This window comes from Roseibium sp. TrichSKD4, from assembly GCF_000148725.1.
Lineage (GTDB): Bacteria > Pseudomonadota > Alphaproteobacteria > Rhizobiales > Stappiaceae > Roseibium.
In genome coordinates this window covers 415,230-436,971 of record NZ_GL476311.1, presented here as the reverse complement: position 1 = coordinate 436,971, position 21,742 = coordinate 415,230, and the positions used below count along the sequence as shown (strand labels likewise).

At 53.9% G+C, this 21,742-nt stretch carries 23 protein-coding genes; 3 read left to right on the top strand and 20 right to left on the bottom strand.

Annotated features, from left to right (window positions below; all coding sequences use genetic code 11):
• Positions 1-274: 274 nt before the first annotated feature.
• Positions 275-775, top strand: coding sequence for a GNAT family N-acetyltransferase (locus TRICHSKD4_RS10735; RefSeq protein ID WP_208993060.1), 501 nt, complete (start codon positions 275-277; stop codon positions 773-775).
• A 10-nt stretch (positions 776-785) separates the two neighbouring features.
• Here the strand turns inward: TRICHSKD4_RS10735 and TRICHSKD4_RS10730 are convergent, their stop codons facing one another.
• The gene (locus tag TRICHSKD4_RS10730; RefSeq protein WP_009759215.1) at positions 786-1,367 is read right to left on the bottom strand and encodes a hypothetical protein; all 582 of its coding nucleotides are present in this window, start codon (positions 1,365-1,367) and stop codon (positions 786-788) included.
• Between the two features lie 132 nt (positions 1,368-1,499).
• On the opposite strand from TRICHSKD4_RS10730, the gene ppa reads away from it, so the two are divergent.
• Positions 1,500-2,039 (top strand): inorganic diphosphatase, encoded by a 540-nt coding sequence (ppa, locus tag TRICHSKD4_RS10725; protein ID WP_009759214.1) that lies wholly within the window; start codon positions 1,500-1,502, stop codon positions 2,037-2,039.
• Positions 2,040-2,097: 58 nt separating this feature from the next.
• Here the strand turns inward: ppa and TRICHSKD4_RS10720 are convergent, their stop codons facing one another.
• The 6 genes from TRICHSKD4_RS10720 to TRICHSKD4_RS10695 all read right to left on the bottom strand — a co-directional run bounded on the left by TRICHSKD4_RS10720 (position 2,098) and on the right by TRICHSKD4_RS10695 (position 7,652).
• The gene (locus TRICHSKD4_RS10720) at positions 2,098-2,541 is read right to left on the bottom strand and encodes a metallopeptidase family protein (RefSeq protein ID WP_040616730.1); all 444 of its coding nucleotides are present in this window, start codon (positions 2,539-2,541) and stop codon (positions 2,098-2,100) included.
• A gap of 67 nt (positions 2,542-2,608) precedes the next feature.
• Complete coding sequence (locus tag TRICHSKD4_RS10715; protein ID WP_009759212.1) at positions 2,609-2,863, bottom strand: hypothetical protein; 255 nt, start codon at positions 2,861-2,863, stop codon at positions 2,609-2,611.
• Entirely contained in the window at positions 2,860-3,390 is a 531-nt protein-coding gene (locus tag TRICHSKD4_RS10710; RefSeq protein WP_009759211.1) for a disulfide bond formation protein B, read from the bottom strand. Before TRICHSKD4_RS10710 ends, TRICHSKD4_RS10715 begins: the two co-directional genes overlap by 4 nt.
• A 16-nt stretch (positions 3,391-3,406) precedes the next feature.
• Positions 3,407-3,985: a YqaA family protein gene (locus TRICHSKD4_RS10705; RefSeq protein WP_040616729.1), complete on the bottom strand. Its 579-nt coding sequence runs from the start codon at positions 3,983-3,985 to the stop codon at positions 3,407-3,409.
• 103 nt (positions 3,986-4,088) lie between these two features.
• Positions 4,089-6,395: a bifunctional diguanylate cyclase/phosphodiesterase gene (locus TRICHSKD4_RS28115; protein ID WP_050763395.1), complete on the bottom strand. Its 2,307-nt coding sequence runs from the start codon at positions 6,393-6,395 to the stop codon at positions 4,089-4,091.
• Between the two features lie 414 nt (positions 6,396-6,809).
• On the bottom strand, positions 6,810-7,652 hold the full coding sequence (locus TRICHSKD4_RS10695; protein WP_009759208.1) for a DNA adenine methylase: 843 nt from the start codon (positions 7,650-7,652) through the stop codon (positions 6,810-6,812).
• A 321-nt stretch (positions 7,653-7,973) separates the two neighbouring features.
• Here TRICHSKD4_RS10695 and TRICHSKD4_RS10690 point away from each other — a divergent pair, with 321 nt between their 5' ends.
• Positions 7,974-9,428 carry a tetratricopeptide repeat protein gene (locus TRICHSKD4_RS10690; protein WP_050763394.1) on the top strand — a complete coding sequence of 485 codons (1,455 nt, stop codon included), beginning with the start codon at positions 7,974-7,976 and terminating at the stop codon, positions 9,426-9,428.
• A gap of 132 nt (positions 9,429-9,560) precedes the next feature.
• On the opposite strand, the gene TRICHSKD4_RS10685 is transcribed toward TRICHSKD4_RS10690, so the two are convergent.
• The 13 genes from TRICHSKD4_RS10685 to TRICHSKD4_RS30720 all read right to left on the bottom strand — a co-directional run bounded on the left by TRICHSKD4_RS10685 (position 9,561) and on the right by TRICHSKD4_RS30720 (position 21,726).
• The gene (locus tag TRICHSKD4_RS10685; protein ID WP_009759205.1) at positions 9,561-9,881 is read right to left on the bottom strand and encodes a hypothetical protein; all 321 of its coding nucleotides are present in this window, start codon (positions 9,879-9,881) and stop codon (positions 9,561-9,563) included.
• 123 nt (positions 9,882-10,004) lie between these two features.
• A complete protein-coding gene (locus tag TRICHSKD4_RS10680; protein WP_009759203.1) occupies positions 10,005-10,223 on the bottom strand; it encodes a hypothetical protein in 219 nt (72 codons plus the stop codon).
• Entirely contained in the window at positions 10,220-10,714 is a 495-nt protein-coding gene (locus TRICHSKD4_RS10675; protein ID WP_009759202.1) for a hypothetical protein, read from the bottom strand. The genes TRICHSKD4_RS10680 and TRICHSKD4_RS10675 overlap by 4 nt, the downstream gene beginning before the upstream one ends.
• 70 nt (positions 10,715-10,784) lie before the next feature.
• Entirely contained in the window at positions 10,785-11,561 is a 777-nt protein-coding gene (locus TRICHSKD4_RS10670) for a peptidoglycan-binding domain-containing protein (protein WP_009759201.1), read from the bottom strand.
• Positions 11,562-11,653: 92 nt separating this feature from the next.
• Entirely contained in the window at positions 11,654-12,013 is a 360-nt protein-coding gene (locus TRICHSKD4_RS29260; protein ID WP_009759200.1) for a DUF1353 domain-containing protein, read from the bottom strand.
• 3 nt (positions 12,014-12,016) lie between these two features.
• Complete coding sequence (locus TRICHSKD4_RS10665) at positions 12,017-12,619, bottom strand: hypothetical protein (protein WP_009759199.1); 603 nt, start codon at positions 12,617-12,619, stop codon at positions 12,017-12,019.
• Positions 12,616-14,241 (bottom strand): hypothetical protein, encoded by a 1,626-nt coding sequence (locus tag TRICHSKD4_RS31190; RefSeq protein ID WP_009759198.1) that lies wholly within the window; start codon positions 14,239-14,241, stop codon positions 12,616-12,618. The genes TRICHSKD4_RS10665 and TRICHSKD4_RS31190 overlap by 4 nt, the downstream gene beginning before the upstream one ends.
• Positions 14,241-17,921: a host specificity factor TipJ family phage tail protein gene (locus TRICHSKD4_RS10655; protein ID WP_009759197.1), complete on the bottom strand. Its 3,681-nt coding sequence runs from the start codon at positions 17,919-17,921 to the stop codon at positions 14,241-14,243. Before TRICHSKD4_RS10655 ends, TRICHSKD4_RS31190 begins: the two co-directional genes overlap by 1 nt.
• On the bottom strand, positions 17,918-18,316 hold the full coding sequence (locus tag TRICHSKD4_RS10650) for a C40 family peptidase (protein ID WP_009759196.1): 399 nt from the start codon (positions 18,314-18,316) through the stop codon (positions 17,918-17,920). The genes TRICHSKD4_RS10655 and TRICHSKD4_RS10650 overlap by 4 nt, the downstream gene beginning before the upstream one ends.
• Positions 18,316-18,819: a DUF1833 family protein gene (locus tag TRICHSKD4_RS10645; protein ID WP_009759195.1), complete on the bottom strand. Its 504-nt coding sequence runs from the start codon at positions 18,817-18,819 to the stop codon at positions 18,316-18,318. Before TRICHSKD4_RS10645 ends, TRICHSKD4_RS10650 begins: the two co-directional genes overlap by 1 nt.
• Complete coding sequence (locus tag TRICHSKD4_RS10640) at positions 18,819-19,169, bottom strand: hypothetical protein (RefSeq protein WP_040616645.1); 351 nt, start codon at positions 19,167-19,169, stop codon at positions 18,819-18,821. The genes TRICHSKD4_RS10645 and TRICHSKD4_RS10640 overlap by 1 nt, the downstream gene beginning before the upstream one ends.
• The gene (locus tag TRICHSKD4_RS10635; RefSeq protein ID WP_009759193.1) at positions 19,166-21,565 is read right to left on the bottom strand and encodes a tape measure protein; all 2,400 of its coding nucleotides are present in this window, start codon (positions 21,563-21,565) and stop codon (positions 19,166-19,168) included. Before TRICHSKD4_RS10635 ends, TRICHSKD4_RS10640 begins: the two co-directional genes overlap by 4 nt.
• Positions 21,565-21,726 (bottom strand): hypothetical protein, encoded by a 162-nt coding sequence (locus TRICHSKD4_RS30720; protein WP_168156995.1) that lies wholly within the window; start codon positions 21,724-21,726, stop codon positions 21,565-21,567. Before TRICHSKD4_RS30720 ends, TRICHSKD4_RS10635 begins: the two co-directional genes overlap by 1 nt.
• Positions 21,727-21,742 lie beyond the last annotated feature (16 nt).

The window sequence follows — 21,742 nt, the reverse complement described above, 5'->3', positions numbered from 1 at the left end:
CTCATTCCAGCCCTTGGTAAGCCGAAAAGAGTGCCCATATTAAGAGCATACCCTGATGGGCATGACCGGAACGAGCTGTGGATCGCATTAGCCCCCCAGCCCCCCACAGATCGGAACGGACATGCTGGCGTTTAGTATCAAACATCAGGGCAACTGAAGGGCCGGTTCTTACCGGCCCTTTTCATTTGGTCTAGTGGCCATTCGCTTTGGGTACCAACTGTTTCCCGCTTCCAAATCCCTTTCGCTGCTGTACACTTCTCTCATGTCAACGCACATGATTGATTTGCGAGCAGCGGCTCCAAGGGATTGTGAGGCGCTCGCTGCCATCCACAGCGAGGCTTGGCTTGCGGCCTATCGCGGCCTTCTCGATGGCATTGAACTGCAAAGGCTGATCTCCCGCAGAACGCCGGACTGGTGGCGCAAGGCCTTGGAACGGGGCGTACAAATCAAGCTTCTGGAAATTTCCGACCAACCCGCAGGCTACGCAACGTTCGGCACATGCCGTCTAGATACCGTTCCTTGCGAGGGCGAAATCTATGAGCTTTATCTACGCCCGGAGTATCAAGGGCTCGGCTTCGGTCGGCACCTTTTTGAAGTCGTGCGATCAGAATTGTCAGCCTATGGACTGAATGGCCTCGCCGTACAGGTCTTGAGCGACAACGAACTGGCCAGTTCCTTTTATGAGGCAGTTGGCGGAAAACTGACAGCACACGCCTCCTATAAAAGCGCTGGCAAAACACTTTCGCTTTCTGTCTTCACCTGGTCGTCGGAATAGAACTCAAAGCCTACCAGCGCAGCATTCCCGGGTTACCGATCACTTGGGGCGGAGTATTGCAGTCAAAGCGTCCAGCCAGAGTATCTGCAGCTTGGCGCGCCAAAACATTCGCATTCTTGTTTGCACGCGCATCAATTCGGGCAATCTGACACGTCCTGCCGCCCGGCAAATATTGGCTGACAATGAGAACGCTTCCGGTTTTCTGCCCAACATCAAGGCTGGGAAACCAGCGCAGAATAGTGGCAAATGGTTTTCCGTTGCGCAGGCGCCACTCCAGCGTCTCATTGATAGTGTTGAAGTTGGGCAGTGTTTGGCGAGCGGCTGGCTCGCTTCGGGCATTCGGGCCGAAGGAAACAAACATCCGAAGGTCTACCTCAGCAACATAAACGGGAAGTCCCTCATACCCACGACACAACCATGATCCACCAAGCGTGCTCTCATCGGATGCGCCTTGCAGCATAGGGCACTGTGCGAGGTCAATCTTTGTATAGGCGCTGGTAATGGATTGTGCATTGGCGATCCCAACCATCCCAAGGCTGCAAAACACTGCCCCAAGGCCAATTCTGAAAATACGAATGAAAGTCCGAACCATCTGCCACCTCCACCATTCGACCAAGATCCCGTCAACCAGCTTCATCAATTAGACGCAATGCAGCATGAAGGGGCTTGAACTTGTCGCTCGGGATTGCGATAGACGGCGCAACAACTCAACAGGAGCCTCCCTATGCGTATTGACGCGGTGCCGATCGGAAACAATCCGCCAGAAGATATCAATGTGATCATTGAAGTGTCTGTCGGCGGCGAACCGATCAAATACGAGATGGATAAAGAAGCTGGCGCGATGTATGTCGACCGCTTTCTCTACACACCGATGCGTTACCCGGGCAACTACGGTTTCGTACCGCATACCCTGTGCGGCGACGGCGACCCGATTGACGTCGTGGTCGTCAACCAGCGCCCGATTGTTCCAGGCGCCATCATGAATTGCCGTCCAATCGGCGTTCTGATCATGGAAGACGAGTCCGGTATCGACGAGAAGATCATCGCTGTTCCGACCCACAAGCTTTCCAAACGCTATGACAACATCAACGACATTTCCGACCTTCCGGAAATCACCGTTGCGCAGGTCAAGCACTTCTTTGAACACTACAAGGATCTGGAGCCCGGCAAATGGGTCAAGGTTACCGGTGTTGAAGGTGTTGAAACAGCCAAGCGGATGATCACTGAATCTATTCAGCGCGCCAATCAGGAAGCTGCCGAATAAACTTCGGACCTGACATCATCGAACAGCAATTGACGCGGCTTCCATGAGGCCGCGTTTTTTATAACATTTGAACGTCAGCAGCTTCTTCGATGCGTTCCATGTCTTCATCGGAAAGACCAAAATGGTGCCCGATTTCGTGGATCAGCACATGAGCGACAATATCGCCAAGCGTTTCTTCGCCCGATGCCCAGTAATCCAGAATGGGCCGACGGAACAGCCAAATGCGATTTGGGAGCTTGCCGGTAAAGTTAGACCCTCCGTCCTGCGCCAGACCACTGCCTTCAAACAGTCCAAGCAATTCCGACGGGTCTTCAATTCCGAGCGCATTCAGAACATCATCATCAGCATATTCCGCAAGACTGATCTGCACGTGGCCGCATTGCATCAACACTTCATTTGGAAGCTGCGCAAACGTTTCGCTCGCCAACGCCTCAAACGTTGCAAGGTCAGGCGCTTTGGCATTGGTCCATGGCGTTCTGCGATAGGGATGCTGCGAAGCCAATGAAAACTCTCCGTACGCGATTTGGCTTTGACTGCGGACAAGCCGCACATTCACGCGGCCAAGATGCTCAGAAGTAGGTGACAAACAGGTAAATTACGAGTCCGATTGCAAAAATGACCCCGGCAGCCCGGCCAATGCGGGTCCCCCAGACTTCTATCGGGTCTTCTTCATCCTTGTCAGCTGCTGACAGGTGTTTTTGAGCACGGTCTGCCATCCGGGCAAAGCTGGATGTACCAATCGTCTCGCTTTCCGCCTGCACACGGTCGAGGGCTCTCAGGGCGTCCTGACGTTTTTCTTCCCGTTTTTCTGCACTTTCGTTCATGCCTGTAGCGCATCCCGTTTCGCATTTGAAAGCAGCGTCAAGCCTGCACCAAGAAACCCGAGTAAGGTAAGACCGGCAGAAGCGACCGCATTCCACCCGGCAAAGGACAGGCCGAGCATGCGCCAACTGGCCTCTGTGCAGCTGACCACTTTGACGCTTTGAAGCGCTGACAACATGTCAGCGGCAGATGTCGGTGTTGCTGTTCCACCTCCGCAATCATTGGGTCCGTCCCAGAAGGCCCACTCTGCCCCGGCCTGATAGATCCCCAATCCCGCGCCATAGGCAAACACCAATCCCGTCGCCAATAGGAGAAAACCCGCAAGTCGTGGCTTTTGAACCTTGAACAGGACCAGCGCAACAAGTGCCAAGGGCAGCCCGACATAATACGGAACGCGTTGTTCAAGGCACAGTTTGCACGGAACATAGCCACCGATTAGCTGGAATCCCCAAGCCGTGGCAATCACGATTGCCCCTGTCACAAGGAGCAACGCTGCTGCGTTGAACGCCAAGGTCTCTGGTTTGTGCATGATCGGTTCCAGAACGCTAGATAAACTTCAAAACGGCAAATCCACCGACCAACAAGACGACGAATATGGTGAACATAAGACCAAGCCGTTTTTCGATGAAGTCTTTGATCGGCGGGCCGAAGAAATAAAGCAGCGCCGCGACGATAAAGAACCGAAGCCCACGCGACACAAGGCTTGCCATAATGAAAATCGGCAAGCTAAGCCCGGCAGCGCCCGAAGCAATGGTGATGACCTTATATGGGAACGGGGTCACGCCAGCGATAAAGACGAACCACCAGCCCCACTCATTGAATATCCCGCTGAATTCATGGAAATAATCCATCTTGCCATAAAATGTCAGGATCGGCTCAGCCACTTGCTGAAGCAGGAACATTCCGATGAGATACCCAAGAACACCGCCCAGAACCGAGGTGACAGTACAAAGCGCTGCATACCACCAGGCTTTTTCCCGTTTGGCGATCACCATGGGAATAAGCAGGATATCTGGCGGGATCGGAAAGAAGGAACTTTCAACGAAGGATACGCTTCCGAGCGCGGCAGGCGCACGCGGTCCAGTGGCAAGGGACAAGGTCCAGTCGTAAAGGCGTCTTAACATGCCCGCGTCAATACCCGGCAGACGGGCAATTGTCACCTGAAATCGGGTTGAATGATACGAGAATGCGCCAACTTGTCAGTGAGCCCCGATATGGTCAGCGCGATCAGACTGCGTGACTGCTCCGAGAAGGCTTGGCAACCATATTGCCACGCCACCATTTGACCAATTCATTGGCTGGCATTGGCCGGGCAAAATAAAACCCCTGCAAAGACTGGCATCCCAGATCGCGCAACACATCCGCCTGTTCCTTGCGCTCCACGCCCTCCGCCAGAACTTCGATTTCCAACGCAGCAGCAACGTCGACAGTACCGGACACCAGACGAGCGTGGCGTTCGGATGTATCCACCGGCCCTGCCAACTCGCGAGCGATCTTTAGCCGTTGCGGCGAGAAGGAGAGCAACCCGGCAAGCGAGGCATGCCCTGTTCCAAAATCGTCCATCTCCAAGGCAATATTCAATTCCTGAAGGCGATCGACCGCAAACCGGCGGACATCGTCGAAATCATCAGAGAACACTGTTTCAAGGACTTCAAAAGACAAACGCCCAACCGGAAGATCATGTGTCTCAAGCCAATCCAGAAACGCTGGATCGGCAAGCCGATGTTCGGACAGGTTGAGTGACAGTTTTGGCACATGAATTCCCACCGCATCCCAATGAGTTAGGTCTTTAAGACCTTGCTCCATAATCGCCTCATCCAAACGGGCGAGCATCCCCAACCGACGGGCAATCGGAATGAATACAGATGGGCTCAGTCCGCCCTTTTCGGGGTGCTCCCATCGGGCCAAGGCCTCAACACCGATCCACTCGCCGGTCTGCGCATCCACCTGAGGCTGATAGACAGGATAGAACTCACCGTTCTCCAATCCAAGGATCAGCTCGTCTGACAACGACTTACTGGCTTCTGTCTCCGCGCGTAGGGCCTTGTTGAAGAAGACATAACGACCACGCCCTCCTTCCTTGGCACTGTAGAGGGCGATATCTGCATTTGACAGAAAGCGGCCGGAATCGAAGTCTTCCAGTTCCTTGCCTGTCGCAGTGTTGACGCCAATGCTGGCACCAAACTGGCAAAGGTTGCCGTCGAACTCGACCGGCTTTGACAGGCTCTCGATGATCCGATTGACCATCCGGCTCAACGGCTCGTGCTCTCCTTTGGAGTAGCTCAAGATCAGAAACTCGTCACCACCGATACGAGCGACAACATCATCTGATCGCGTCTCGCGGTGAAGAACATCCGCTACATGCTCAAGGACAAAGTCGCCTGCGGCGTGGCCGAGGGTATCATTGATCATCTTGAACCGGTCCAGATCGATATGCAGAACCGCGATACCACCAGCAGCCTGACGAGCATTGCGCACTCGAATGTCCAACTCACGCTCTAGGTAACGCCGGTTCGCTAGCCCGGTTAGAGCATCATGGTGGGATTCATGCTCAGCTTGCCTTCTTAGCGCTTCCAGCTCCTGATTTTGCTGATCCGTCGCACGATAGGCCGCCTCTATTTCCTGCGTTTGCAAAATGATGGACCGGCGCAGAACGATTGCAGCCCCAGCACAAATGACCGTAAAGACCGCAAGCCCGCCAATTACAAGAAAATAGAGCTGTGTTAGCTCAGCACGGTCCTGATGGATCAGATCAACCGATGCTGTCATGACCGCCCGCCAATAGGCGTTTATTCCGTGTTCAAAAGCGACTTCAGCCTCAACAAGTGGCTCGACCACCAGCATTTGGCCGTCCCGGTGCTTGTCAGCACCCATCACGATTTTGGCCGCTTGCCCCTGAAACTTGCTGTTTAACTTCCGATAGTCAGCACCAACGTGACTGATAAGGGCCCTTGCTGTTTCAGGAAAAACATACGGTTCTATTCGTGTCACCCGGCCCACATTGTCAGCAACATTCTTGAACTGCCCACCGGCAACCATCACATTCATTATATCATATTGATTAAGCTCATTCTTTTTGCTCAATCTTATGCCAATGCTGGCAAGCCTTTCCAACCGGAAAACAAGCTCCGCCCCTCGGTCGAACAGCACCATTGCGAGTTCCGGGCTCTTGGATGACAGGATGTTGCTAAGTTCTGACTTACCCGAAATAGTCAAAATGGCATCATGGGCCGCTTGGATTCGCTTATGTGTCGCCAGTTCTGGGTCGTGCAATTTCTCTTGAAGACCGGAAAGCCGCCCATCCATGCTCAACACTGACGGTGACAAATTGACAGGCTTTGGAAGTTCTTTTGGGCTCAGCGTCGTTTCTATCGTGTAATCCCAGATATCGACAATTGCATCGCCACCTTGGAGCGCAAACTCAATTCGCGAAAGTTGTTGGCGGATCAATTGCTCACTGAACAAAGACACAGCAATAAGCGGCGTCATTAGCGCCACCGAAATAATCGTCAACTTGCCCTGAATACTTAACATGCGACCCACCAACCCAAACTGACGTAAGGTTCTCATTAAAACTATAAACAATAATTAGATGCAGAGAAATAAATCAACAACCATGCATTGTTACTTAATGAGAGCTTAACGCACCCCTCACTGAGCACATTAGCCATCACGAAAGCACGCCCCTGGCAACCTCAGAAGATCGAAATCATGGAGCGATAACTACACAAACTCATTAAGAGAGCAGGCGCAGGAATTGCAAATGGCTCTACGCAACCTTGCAGCAGGTAGCCGAACAAGCTGAATTGTGGTGGATGGAAAAAGTGGTGCCCCCCGCCGGAATCTTAAGTCTATTATTTCCAGATATTTAGGAGGGCATTTCGTAATTTTTTCGTTTTAGCTCCAAAAACACTCACGTTTCAATCAGCCTAATGGCGCACACCACGCTCACAGCGTGGCATCTCCAATTATCAATGGATGATTGAAGTTCGTGATGATCAACTCGCCAAATTCCTTTGGCGCACTTTCTGAAATCGAATAAGTCACGTTAACCGGCAACATTGGTTGGCCTTCAAACGTCTCTCTTATTTCCGGCGTATCATTGATCGAGACGATGACTTTTCCTGCAGCACCGCGCATCAGGTCCGCAAGGACTTCGAAGTCAGACCGTTCAAACATCTCCTTGCCGTAGTCATCCTCGCAGCCAAAGTATGGCGGGTCGCAGTAGATCAGCGCCTCTGGCCGATCGTAACGCGGAATGAAGTCCTGAAAGCTCAGGTTCTCGATCACAACACCCGCGAGCCGTTCGTGAACATCTTCCAGCATTGGCACTAGACTGGTGAGGTTAAACCGGCCTCCCCTTTCTGCGCAGACGCCAAAGTTCTGCCCTGCAACCTTTCCACCAAATGCCGTGCGCTGCAGGTACAAAAACCGCGCAGCCCGCTCCAGGTCAGTAAGCGTCGACGGATCAACACGCTGAAGCCGGTCGAACTCGCGCCGACTGGTGATCTGGTACTTCAGGCAGTCCAGAAATTGCGGATAATGCCGCTGCAGAATCCGGAACAGGTTCGCCACCTCGCCCGAATAGTCGTTGATGACCTCCGCACTTGGCGCAAACTTGCGACGGAGAAAGACACCACCCATGCCGACAAAGGCTTCGGCATAGAGGTCATGTTTGACTGCAGAAATCAGTCGGATGAGACGCTTGGCAAGATTTCTCTTTCCTCCGATCCAGGGTGCAACAGGGCTTATGCCAGCGCTCTCGCGCTCGCCAAACAGGTTTGTTGACATGATAGGTTTCGCAATCCTAAACACCCGCAATCTGCAGCAGCGCAGAATCAGACCTTCGGGTCTGATCGCGGGGGCGATGGAATGCTTGTGTGACATCGATCGGCGTTAAGTCTTGTCGGACTGCCGATTTCCGGAGCGTTGGCGCGCTCCGGATCTCCCGCGTCAATTAAGGCGGGAAATTTCAGGAATTTTGAGGATGCGACAAGCCGCGTTCTGGACACGTTCCGGCAATCAGTTCATGAGAACATAAAAAGAACGGATGAACGAGGCTAGGCTCAAGTATGGATCTCAATTGGCGCGCAACATGGCCGGATAAGGCCAATGACGGGCTTGAAAACAACGGTAAAATCCGTCATCTTCACCCCAACATCAAAATACTTGGAAAACATCAGTTTAATGTCTAAGCAGCTCTTTTCTGTAACGGATGCAAGAGGACTTTCGGTTACCGGCCTCTCTGACACCCAAATCAAAACATATGATCAAATCTTGCTCGACACTTATCACTATGTGCCTGGCACCGCCGATGAACTCAAATCGCTTTTGGAAGAAGCCCCAGAATTTGTCCTAGGCAATGTACTTCGCGGATATTCCACTATGACTGATGGATCGGTGTCGGGCAAAACTGTAGCTCAAGGTTATCTAGAAAATGCAACAAAACTGACCTCTGGTGCAACGCCACGCGAGCGACTGCACATTGCAGCGCTCGGCCATTGGATCTCTGGTGAACACGAGGCCCGCAATGCTGTCTGGGAGGACATCATTGGAAAATGGCCGGCCGACCTTCTTGCCTACAGGCAGTTGACCGGCGCGTTGTTCTGGAATGGCGATAAGAAAAGACAACTAGCCGCTGCTGTTCAGACACTGCCCTATTGGTCAGCAGAAATACCGGGATATGGCTTGTTTCTAGGGCCTCTCGCCTTCGCTCTGGAAGAAGCGGGTCGCTTTGGCCTGGCAGAAAGGTATGCGCGAGAAGCCCTCGAGATAAATTCGACAGATCTCTGGTCGCTTCATGCCCTTGCGCATGTGTTTGAAATGCAGGGGCGCAGCACGGAAGGCGAGGCACACATCGAGAGCGTGGCAGATAAGTTGAACGACTATAATCTGTTTCGGGGCCACATCTGGTGGCATTTGGCCCTGTTCAAGATGGCTCAGGGTAAACTAGACGAAGTCTTGGGGCTCGTAGACAAGGAGATATACCCGGGAACCAGCAATTTTTACCTGGATATTCAGAACGCCGCATCCATGTTGTCTCGGCTTGAGTTCCAGGGTGTGAATGTCGGCGACCGATGGGATCGGATTGCTAAAGCATCCAGAGAAACACTGTCCGACCATACAGTGCTATTTACTGTTCCTCATCAAGCAATGGCCTTGGCTCGCTCGGGAGAAGAAACTCACATTGCCAATGCGTTAGACCAATGGATGAGCGCCGGGTCAAACGCTAACGGGCAATCGTTGCTTGCCGCTAAAGTGGCCGAAGCGATTGCTGACTTTCATTTGGGGCGGTTTTCCGATGCGCTCGACAAGTTTGCGCGTCTGCGATTTGAACTTCCAGACTTGGGAGCCAGTCATGCTCAACAAGATATTTACTATCAGTACATGGTCATGGCCGCAATAGAACAGGAAGATATTCCTCGGACCAAGTCTCTCTTGCGCGAGAGAATTGCGAACCGGGCGGAAACGGAGGCCGATTGGACTGAGGCCCGCGCCAGACTGGCAGAGATCGAACGGGTAGAGTCGAAGGCCGAAGCCATCATGATGCTGCGTCGTGGAATATAAGCTATGGGGGCACTTTCTGAATTGGAGACTGAAAGGAAGCTCTTTCTGATCGGATATTTCCCAACAATATGACTTGGAAAATGGCCGCATAGGGTCAATAGTGAAACTGTTCGGTTATTGGGACGAAGTCCACTACTTTCCCCTCCAGATTTCCAGACAGGTTTTCGCAAAGCCAGCCGGGTCTCTGCTTGCCCTGATAACAAAGACGGCAATGTTCCTGCCTGTCATCGCAAGAATGCCCGCCATGCCAAAGGCCCAAGTATCGCTCATGGAGAGGATTTCCCGAAGTGGCTCTCCAAAGACAACAGCCGCCATAAATCCTACAAAGAAAGTCATTAGCCGGTCTCGTGGTGACAGGTCTTTGGGGAGGGCGGCCCCAATGGCTGCAAATATGGCGACCACAGCAAGCTTGGTCAGTGGGAGTTGCCAGAGCCAGTCGAGGACAGGTTTCATGGGTGGCACCCCTGCTCTTTCTCAAGCTCCAGAACAGTATCGAGTGAGCGAGCCAGTCGCTCTGACACAACATCGGCGTCGTGTGCTTCCCACTTGATCTCGGACAAGGCGGCACAAATGCCGCTATCTGGGCCGATTGGTGCGCTGACGCAGCCGGTTGCGGATATCATCAAGAGCGCGGCGATCAGATGTTTGACGTGCACGGGAAATAGCCTTTCGGGACTTCAGCTGCGCCTTCAAAACAGTGTTCTGTCGGATAAGCCGGTCCTGTTTCCAGTCTAAGACAAGCCCGCGAACAAGGTCCGCGAGCAGCTTTGTCACAAATGAGACGAGAAGGTTCATGAGGAATGGCTCGTCACAAACCCGATCCGGCCATCCCGGTTGAGGTCCATACCAAGCCGCGCCTCAAGGCGGTCAATCACGCCCTGCCGGTTTATCCCGAAATAGTCCAGAGTTTCTGGCATGGCCTTGAGAACATAGTCAGCTGCCATGGCAAGGGTTTCGTTTTTGACATCGACCTCAAGGGAACCCGAGAGACGGTCTCCCATTTGGTTTCCGAGCCGTTCCCCAATTCGCTCTCTCGCGTAAGCGATACCGTTGTAGAGCGCATCATCAAGCCCGGCTCGCATCTGCTCATTGAGCTGGATACCGGTCTTGGCCTCAAAGGTGTTCACGGCCTTGCGGCCAAACCAGACAACAACACCTGCCAGAACCGTCATCACGGTCTCAAAGACAGGAACCGCAAAGGGGGAAAGGTCCAGGCTAGTCCCGGCAAAGGCTGAGGCGGGACACAGAACGAGCGCTATCAGCGCCGCGAATGCGAAGCGGATCATTTCAAAATACTCCGATTTTTTGAGGTAGTGAGGGTTTGCTGAATGTTCAGCGAATCAAGCGGCTATTGGTTCAAGCCGTCTTGAGAAGTTTGACGATCATTTCTGCGTGGTAGAGCGCGGTTGCCGTATCAGGCTTTTCGTCATTGTCAGGCATGGCAAGGAATGGTGGCTTGCCTTGCAGGGCCAGTTTCATTTCCTCGAGGACCTGCGGACCGACAATGCCATCCACCTGAATGCCACGTTCCTTCTGGAACCACATGGTCACCAGCTCTAGCGTGTGATCAAACGGGCCTGTTAAAGGAACAGGATACGGATGGCCGATCTTGTCACGGTAAAAATCCAGATCCTCACGCCACCGATGGACATCCGGACCTGCATCCCCTCGCCTCAACAGCCCGTCCGGGTTTTTGGAAACCACGATGCCGCGCCCTTCCGGGAAGAGATGATCATACTCGGCGGAGGCGTTGAAACACGGACAGGCTTTAGCCGCATATTCATTATGGCCAGACACTTTTTGAATGTTGAATCGGTCACGCAAATTGGTCAGCTCGGCAATCAATCCCTCTTTCTGGGAAAGGGTGCGGGTGTCCTTCGCAGTCTTGCCATCCTTGGAAAGCCCGCCAACATAGACCACGCCAATAGTACGGAGATTGTGGCCCGCGCAATGCGCGCCCACACTTGCCAAATCCCTGCCCTGCCAACTGTCGCCATTCAGATCGATCACGCGGTGATAGCCAATACCGGACCAGCCACGGGCGCGGTGCCATGTGTCGATTTCCTTGACCGACACAGCCCGCCCTTCAGGCGTTGCCGTACAATGGACAATGATTTCTGTGAGTGGGCGCATGATTGGCTTCCTTGTTCAGGGCAAAACACGAAAAGGCCCACGTGCGTGAGCCTGATGACAGTTGGATTTTTGAAAAAGGGGATCAGCCGGCGCTATTTGCCGAACGCCGTCCAAAGGAGGGTTGAGAAGAAGAGCACCCAGCCCCATCGCCTGGAACATCCACGAGCAACAGCAGCTCGTCTAAACTCTGCCGATGAAACAGACGGATCATGACCGCGTATCAAGAGTTCATCATGAATGGCAGCAGCAGGAAGGACAGCCCGGTCGCGAGGATCAAGCACCCATTCCAGACACTTTGGTACCGAAATATCAAACTCGGTACCGGGCGGTAAAATAAGCGTCCAGTTAGAGCCCTTCTTGCTGACATCCCATAGAAGCGGCGCGGTTAGCCGGTAGCGTTTCCGGGTGCCGGGAACCCGCTCAAATCCATCAAACCGGGCTATTCCAGTCATTTGTCAGGCTGCGGCAAGCCATTGCTGCAACGCAGCCGCCGCTTCTGCCTCAGAGGCTTCGAGGAGAGCGACCACCTCTTCCGCTGTTTCTGCCGCTTTGATAGCTCTCAGTGCCTTGCTTTTGATGCCACCAGCCACACCAATCAAACGAGCGTATTCATCCGCCTTTTTCTTGATCGTTTTTGCGAACACGGTCGGGTCATCCCCACGAAATAGCGCCTCAGTTTCTATCATCAGAAACCTCGCATCCTTTGCAGTCCCGTCTTCGTTTCGCTCGATGACTTCCGGAAATACAACGAGATACAACTCCGCGGCTGAAGCCTTGAGATCCCAGGTGTCGCGCTCTTCGATGGTTTCGCCGCCCGTTAGAGCGTTCAGTGTTTCCGCATGGCGCTGCTTTACCGCCTTCACAGCTTCGGATTTAACCTCATCCAGCGATCTTTCAGGAATAGACGGCGGCGCAAAACTACCGTCTGGCAACAAGATCCACCCGAGAGATATGCCGTCTGGCACCGCATAAGCGCTTGCCTTATCCGCAAGACCACGCCGTTCTTCACACCAAGCGACCACTACTCCGTCTTGGTCTACATTAACAAAGCCTGTCATGCCTGTAGCTCCTGCAATTCCATCCAAGACACGCCTCTTTCACGATTTTCACCTACCGCTCCATCGGTTGGTTCATTGATCCTGAAACTTTTTGAGACAGCGGAACTACTCTGGGCCATGAGTTTGTATGTAGATGACCCCGCAGGAGGGTTCTCGTCGGTCAGTGAAAGGGATTTAAAATTTGGCGTACCGCCGTTGTGGTTGTCGTAGATTGGAGCAAAAATCCCGCGCGTGCCAGGCTGGGCCCCGCCCGCCGAGCCTCCTCGATCTAGGTCCACATCCCCTCTGCGTAACCAGAATACAAGGTTGTTCTCACTCTCGAAAAATACACCAAGGTCAATCCGCACAGCGTTACCGGATTTGATGTTGTCTATGGTCGTTTGGAAAATGGCGATTTCCACCCCATCCACCGCCGTGTAGACGGGAGCCGTGTACTGAGCGCGGGTATTGAACCGGTTCACCACCCGGTTTTTCGCAACACGCTCCAGTTCGCCCGTTTGTGACACTACAGCATTCAGCGATGCAACATGGGCTAGCGCTTGGATGACTTCCGGATCATTAACTGTATCTGCTGCCTTGATGTACCAATCGACTGTGAGGGATTTGACGCGGGTCTCTGAGGCTGTACGAACGCCGGGGACCGCTGATGCAGGTCCTGTCAGAGGGTGAGTTTCATTACCTTCTGCCGCATTACCCTGAGGCAATTCTTGACTTTCACCAGTTTCGGCGACTGTACGACCGGAACCGAATGTGCGGACAGAAGTGCGCGCGGTTCCATCAGACACATTGGAGGCGTAAGCGTCTTCGTGCGGGTGGTCTTGGAACGCATCTTCAAGCACCGTTCCGGCAGCACCTGCCAAGGGACCTGCCCCGCGCAAAACCCGATCATCAGGATCAGGCAGCACGCCATCCGGGTATTTCAGCGCCAGTTTTTTGTAGATCGTGACATCAAAGGTCGCACCATTCCCAAGCTTCAGCCAGCCGGGACCAAAACCAGTGCCAGAAGGGTCAGGAGCGATAAAGCCGACAGGAACGCCGGAACTGGAGGTTGAACCGCCATCCGCCCCCGCAGCAGGAGAAACGTCACAACGGAACTTACCCGCATCATCTGACGAAAACTCAAGCACATCGCCCGCTTTAACAGTGAGATCCTTTTCGCCTGGTAGCGCAAGTACCGCATCATCATGTGTGAGCGTAAGTTCGCCCTCGAATCTGAGCTGTTTGCGGACATTCTGTTTTCCGCCCAGACTCTGAATACCCTCATTTCCCGTGACAACCAGGCGATAGGCAGACTTCGCCCCGATATCCATCGTGGCGGCGGAGGCTATTTGCTCTTGAGGCCCAACATGGCTCAGATTCGGAATGAATTGTCCGCGCCCCTTATCCAGAACGCCGAATGGAATGTCACCCGCACCGCTTTGGTCAGCCCCGGCAAACTTGTAGGTTACCTTGCCCGCAATCGATGTATCCGGCCAAACACCCCCCTCTTTCATGTAGGGTGGCCTTACCGCCCCGGAGTTCCACGTCAAAAGAGCATCAAACGTCTGATTTAACCGCTCAGCCACCTGCCGAGCCGTTGCAGGCCCTTCAAGTGCCATACCCCATTCATCTGGTTGGCTCATCAAATCACCTCGCCATAGCCACTGGCAACAAAGTCAAATGACCTTGCTACGCTTTCATCTTCGGAATTGAAAAACTGCACCGTGAACCCCGTCTCGGATTTGGGAGCCACTTTGTATCTGTCACCGGAAGCCATGTCCTGCATGAGGACGCCGACGCCTTTCAGCTTTTGAAACGGCTTGGCAAAGGTAATTGCCGTCCCGCCAACTGGAACATGAATGTCGCTACCCGTTTCAAGCCGGTCCGGCATATCCACCAACGCGGAAAATCGTGTCACAATGGGAGTAACATCCGCCTGCCGGGTTTCCATGCGGCAGCGGAAACGCAGTGCTCTTGCGGTCAAATCCGCTGCTGCAATGGGTGTCCAGTCTCCCCATGAAGCTGGATCGGCAGGGTCACCTGATGTTATCGAAACTTCGGCCCACGCCCGCCAAAGCGCTTCTGAGACCGCATCATATATGTCACGGCCATCATAGAGATTTCCAATGGCATAAAAATCAGCTAACGGACGCAGACCGTGTGCAACAACTTCAGCGCTTACGCGGCTCGTTAGAACCTGACCGAGATCTACAATGTCGGAAAGCATGTAGTAGCCGGTTTCTTCAAAGTCCCCAATCGCATAGATATCAGAAGCAGCATAAACGTCTTCGAGTGAATAAAGGTCGCCAGTTAGCTCAAGCCTGAGACCGTCACCAACCTGAGTGACATTGTGCTTGCCTCCCGAAAACACGCCCTCATCGACAATTTCTTCGACGACGTTATTAGCGTTGATCTGGGAAACCGTATTGACGAGAACTGCGTCGTTTCTCGACCACAGATTTGAATAGGAAACGGCCCTGACAAGATAGGTTCCGGTGCGCGCTGCCACTTGAAACACTTCCGAGTTGACGTTTTCCGCGACAACGCCTGCCGAAGACCAGCTGATATTCTCTGTACCGGGCGAGAACCTGATTTCATATCCACGAACAACTTCACTGTTTACCGGGCTCCACGACAGCGTCATGCGCTCGCCGTTTACATCACCGCGCAGGTTTTCAACGCTCGCAGGAGGAGTTTGAAAGAGGCTTGCAGACGCTGAGATAGTCTCCCAGGCAGACATCTGAGAGCCATCAAAAACTGCTCGCACACCAATATCATATGAGCCCGCTGCAAGATCCCGGATGGTTACAAGCGGATCACGTGATGAAACATGGAGCCAATCAGATTCACCCTGCAACCGGTAGCGAATGATGTATCCGGTCACTGCGCCTTCCGCAGGCGGTTGCCAGGTCACATCAAACTGAGACGTAGCATTGACAAGACTGTCCACGCGCTCCGAAACAGATACATTGCGTGGTGGAAACGCACGAGGATCAATGGGGCCCGGAATGTTCGTGACAAAGGCAGGGATAGCCCCCTGATCCGCATTGGCGATTTCCGGCGCATCGTCCACCAGCTCAAGCCGGGCAGTCAGATCCTTTCCCGGCCGCACCGACTTGACACGCAAGACAAGACTTTCAACGCCAGCCTCACCGACAAGTGCGAGATCGCCGATATGTGGCAATCCCCCGCTGCCGGATAGGGTCAGACGCATCCCGTCATCGGAGATGCCCTGCACCTGTCGCAACAAGGACTGTCCATCAGCAAGCCGAAACCGGATCGCGTAGGTTTTGCCGTCGACAAAGGCAGGTGAACTATCAAGGTGGATGACTTGCTGCTCTTCCTCAACCAGCTTTACCCGGGCGGACCCGACACCAACCTTGATCACATCATGATTGACCCTTACCCGGTCACCGCGTGTGCAAACCAGATTTTCCCAATCCGTCGAAAGCTCATAACCTTCCCTGCGCAGGCGCGTTTGAGCGATATGATAGCGAGCATGTTTCCAGACAAGATCAGGCGAGGTTACCCCCTGAAACTCAATCCCTTCAAACTTGATCGCATTGGTCTTGGAGTAGCCGTCGTCATAGACAATGCGTTCGTCATTGGTGTAGCCGCCATCGCGATTGATGAACCCGACGCGAAACGCATGGGGCAAATCTGCAAAAACCCGCGCTGAGGAAAAATCGGAACTGTTGCGCGGGGAAAAATGCTGGACAATGGGACTGTCGGGAACATCCCAAACAACACCCCACTTGCCGTCAAGCCTCGACAGGGACGCCCGACCACTGGCAGCAATCGTTTCCAGCATGGCTGGCACAGATAACCGGCTTCCAGCTACATAATCGAATGTGAAACCCTTGGTGTTGCAATAGGCCCACCAACGCTCAAGACCGGCAATGTCGATTTGCCCGTCCCCTACCCCGCGCTCATTTGCGACGCCTTGCAATACATGGCGGAAGTGGTCAGCAGGGTTTCGGGAGATTTGGCCGTCTTGCCATACTGCCCCGTCGAAGGCTTTCATTTTGGTTGAGGCAATGCAATTCAAGGTGTTTACAACACCATTCAGCTCATTAGACGCCTTGATGCGCAGGGCAATCAGGGTCAGTGGCCTTTCGAAATTGACAACAGACACAGGCCGACGCCCGCGCAGCGCCGTCCAGTAAGTTGTTTCCTGCACGGTGTCAGCACCGGAATAGTCAGCTGATGTTTTGCGCAGACGCACATCGTATTTGCCACTGGCCACCGACCACGCACGGGACCGGCGCAAGGCTTGGGATGAGCTGGCAGATACGGAAATCGCGCCCGCATCAATCCAGTTCTGTGATCCAGCCACTGCATATTGGACAGCAACTGTCACGGAATAAGAGACCCGGTTTCCGTCAGATTTGCGGTATCGCAGGACGCCAGACGGCCAGCTCACATCAACACTGATTTCCGTGACATCATCGGCAGTGGTTCTTTGGACCCAGCCGCTTGGACCATCCAGCTCCATGGAGCCCTGTTCTTCATAAACAGGCTGTGTGTACAGCGTTGGCGATGATTGCGTGTGATCTTCAATCACCTCATGGCTCACACCCTCAAAGGCGCTGAGCGGGGTTTCCCCGATTCTAATGTCCGAGATCGCAAGCGGGCCATAACCTGCGCAAAACAACATGCGAAGATATTGCTCATCGCCAACAATTTCGGTGTAGGCGGCAGCGGCATAAGGCGGCGATATCCGATGTGTGCCGAAGATGACCGGAATAGCTTCAAACTGGCGGGCAGTGTTTTGAGCCCCCCCGATGGAATAAAGCGGCGTTGTCTGGTCAGCTGACTGCGACGCTTTTGAGAGTTCCTTCCGTCCAGTTACCGGAAACAGCGCATTGACGGCCATCGATCCCACAAGGGTCAAACCGGCAGCAATAGCCCCTGTCACAGCGGTTGCGGCAACGCCCGCCAAGCCGAGAGCACCAATCAAAGGCGCTGCTATGTAAGGCGCAACAATGAGTGCAACGATGGCAACAACAGCGCCAATGATTTTCCTGACAGCTCCTTTGCCGGGAACCCTTACCACTTCAACAGACACGCCGGGACGAACCCGCACCCTGCCCCAAAAGCGCCGGGGCACTGGCTCACCGCCAATTCTAACCGATAGTGGGCTGTCATGACCGGTCTTTGTCGCGGCGCGGCATGCGTCAACAATCTCGAAAACGGAAACACCCACAGGCACGCAAACCGCCAAACGCCCCTGCCGAAAGGGGCTGGGCCGGAAAAACACGTCAATGCGCGCTTCCGGGCCCAAGACCTCGGATGCCGCAGTGCCTTTTGTAATTTGGTTCATGTTCGTGATTTCAGCCGAAAAAAACCGCACACCCGGTTTCGCAAACGCACACCGTCAAGGCGCTCAATTTTGGAAATATCGCCCGGAGCTTCCGAGTGGAGCACCCGTCCCGCATCGAGGTAGATGCCAACATGACTTTCCGAGCGACCAACGCGCATCAGAACCACATCGCCAGTTTTCGGCTCTGACACGCTTTCCCAATCTGCCAAGCGCCCGCCTTTAACGACCTTGGATATCTCGGAGCGCACAAAGGTGACATCCGACATCGCATCCAGGTAGTCTGGAATTGCGACCTGCAGGACATCCCGGTAATAGAGCCAAACAAGGCCCCAGCAATCAGCCGCCTCATAGCTACGGCCATGAGCGACATAGGGAACACCGACCAGACGATCCATCAAAACAGTCCGGGAAAGGAACCAGGTGTAAAGGAGCGGCCCGGATAGGGCTCATTGATCAAGGGATCAGCCGTCAGCTCGATCACGATATCGCTTTCGCTCATGACAGCTTCACTCATCAAAAGATCAGGAATTGCAATCTCAACAAGGTCAGGCGTTTCTGCCAAAATCACTTCAACCAACGCCTTTGGAGGCGTAGAGACAGATCGGACAACGGACACCATCTCCCTGTCCGCATTGCTCATGGTCAGCTTTACCCGCTGGGGTGCATCGGCCTCATCTTGCGGCAAGATGAAATCAAACGGCAGAAAGAGATAATCACGCCCCCGACTGGCTGTCGCATAAAGCAAAGGATCAACGGAAATGCGCCGCGTCGGATCGCTTGAGAAATAGAACGGTTCGACCAGATCGTCATGTGTGATGGTCAACAGGCAAATCGGAACCTCATCGGCCTCCTGAGCGAACATGGCCGAGCGCATTGCATTGGAAACATCACGGGACATTAGGGCAAAATCTCCAACTCGATCCGATAAACCCACCGGGGCCCGGTACGGGCTTCCACATAAGGCTTTGTCATACGCACAAGCACAGTGCCCCCGCGCTGGTCCGGAAAAACAAACGCCCTTGACCGGTCAGCAAGTCCGCCTCTTACAAACTCCAAAAACACAAGCGACTGCGCGCCTGTCATGATCAGATCACCGGAAAGAGTGGACGGCGCTGACGTGCTTCGCCGCCTTACCTTGTGCGGGCCAATCGAAGTCTCTGACGCAATGACATTGTCAGGCCCCTCAAAGCTATATGAATCAACCGTAAAACACTGCGGCAAGGTTTGTGGCCACTGAGGTGCGCTCATCGGCTGGCAACCCCCGCATGGCTGGATCTGGATTGCAATGCACGGTATGTCGCCGTACCCGGCCTGCTGGAATTTTGACCGGTTAATTCATCGACAATCACATCAATGGTTTTGCCGCCCGCAGTCTTTCGCTCTTCCTTGCGAACACTGGCATTGGCGTTATTGATGACATTGACCTGCACAGGCACGGACTTACCCCCACCCGAGGAACCCGGCTTGGGCAGATAAATTCCGCCAACCGGCCCACCCTTTGCAAAACCGGGGATGCTGGCACCTGAATTGATCGCATCAAGAAGCTGCCGGTGCTTGGCCGTAGCTGCCGCGTTGACCACATATTCACCGTTGGACAACCGTGCTGGAATACTGTCGCTTGTTCCGCTGCCGGGCCCAGTGACATGCCCGCCCGTTGCCGCATGCAGAACCCGGCCATCATGCGGGACAACACCTCCGCGCGAAAACCCGAGAAAGCTTCCAAACCCACCGCCGCTAGCACTTGCTCCAAAGCCATCGAATACGGCATTCAGTGCCATGTCGAGTAGTTTGTCGAGAACCTTGTCGAGTGCATTGGCAAGCGCTTCTGCCGCCGATTTTCCCTGACGCAGATCAGAAACAAAACCACCCAAAATATTCTTGGCAGAAGACTTCAGCCCTTCAGCGGTTTGCCGCGCCTGTTCCTGTTTGTCCCGCAATTGCTCAACATTTGACGATGCCGACGCATAGCTGTTTGCCAGTTCCAGCATGGCAACCGCCTGCTCGCGCGCCTTTGGCGACAACCCGTCAAAATTCCCGCTCAGCAGCTGTTGGACGTTCTGTAATTCCTTGCCCGCAGCAAGACCTGATCTTTGCGCAGATGTCAGCAACTCATGGGCTGCGGACGCGCGCGTACTGGCGTGACCGTAATCATCCAGCAGCGGATTAACCGCCGCCTGCGCTTCATGTTCGGCCTGAAGAGCTGCAATGCGTTCACGGATGGAGCGGGTTTCCTGCTCGTAATCGGATTCGCGCTTGCGACCACGGCCCGAACCACGCTTTGCGGGAGGATCGAAGTCATCCAACGAGACCTGCTTCGGCTTGGTTCGCGGAACAGGCCCATTTGTGGCCCCGTCCGCTTTCGTAATAGTCGGGAAAGGTACAGAAACCTCGCCAGCCGCCCCACGGCCCGACTTGTACACCGGCACATTTGGCAAGAGCTTGCCATCTGAACCAAAGCCAGTTGCAAGGTCTGGCATAGTCGCAGCAAGCGCTCGAATTGCCTGCAGTTCCTCCTTTACATCTGCCAACCTTTGCAACGCCAAAGTATTATCAAATCCGAGTGTCTTGTTGCGCTCAATAGAATCTTCAAGCAGTCGAACTTCACGCTCTAGATGGCGAATGTCCGTTTCAGCCTCTTCTTTTTCCAAATTGATCGCAACACCGCCCTCGGTAACTCCCAACGCCTCATTCAAGATGGCATTGAGTGTTTTTTCAACAGCTCTGTATGCCTCCTGAATGTTGGAAATGAAGGCTTCAAAATCAATGTCGTTAATGGCCTTGGCGACACTGTCGATGCCAGTGGCAAAGTTCTCCGAAGCCCCTGTCGCCTTGTTGAACTCACGAACACTATCCGTCAAAGCAGTTCCCAGATTTGAGAACGCCTGGTCAATGGTCACCGTTGTCTGCGAAAGACGCTCATCCAGCGTGACTGCACCGGCTTCAAAACCCCGGAAAAACGCTTCAGACGACACTTTGCCATCTATGACCAGCCCACGAAGCTTGGAGACAGAGCCGCCCGCTTCCTTAATGCCTCTCGCCGCTGCTTGCGCAATAGCCGGAGCACCTTCCAATATCGAATTGAACTCTTCAGCGCGAACAACACCGCCGCCAAGAGCCTGCCCCAATTGCAGCAAGGCACCGCTGGCCTCCTGAGCGGTTTTCCCGGACACCTTCAGCGCCGCTGCAACATTGTCTGTAAAGGAGACGATTTCAGTGCTGGATACGCCAAGTTCTTTTTGAGCAAGGGACAACGAACCATAGAGCGTTGCCAGCGTTTCAAGCGGAGCCTGATACTTGATCGCAGAATCTCTCAGCGACTTATAGACCGTCTCCAGCTGCTCGCCTTCAAGTCCGGCAACCTTTAGAGTGTTGTCGATCCGCGTGGCAGCATCGGAGAACCGCTTGAAGGCAACCGCAGCGCCGCCAGCTGCAACACCGACAGCGGCAAAGGCTGCAGTGCCAGCGCGAATGGCAACAAAGCTCTCACGACCGAACTTCGAAAGTCTCCCTTCAGTCCGCTTCACCCGTGTCTCGACGGCCTTCATGCTCTTGCTGGTAATGCCTTGCGCCTTATTCATCGCCTTTTCGAATTTCTTGACATCAGCCGACAACTGCACAACCAGCCTTTCAAGGTCTGTTGCCATCACGCACCTGACTTGATTTGTTCAAAGAGCATTTGCTTGTCCGCTTCACTGAGCGCCCCGTCCTTATCGGATGGCGGTGCATGAAACCGAACCCAGCCTTCAACAGCCGCAATGAATTGCCACATGGACATGGCTCGCACCTGTTGGGGAGAAAATCCCATTACCGCGCCAAACCCG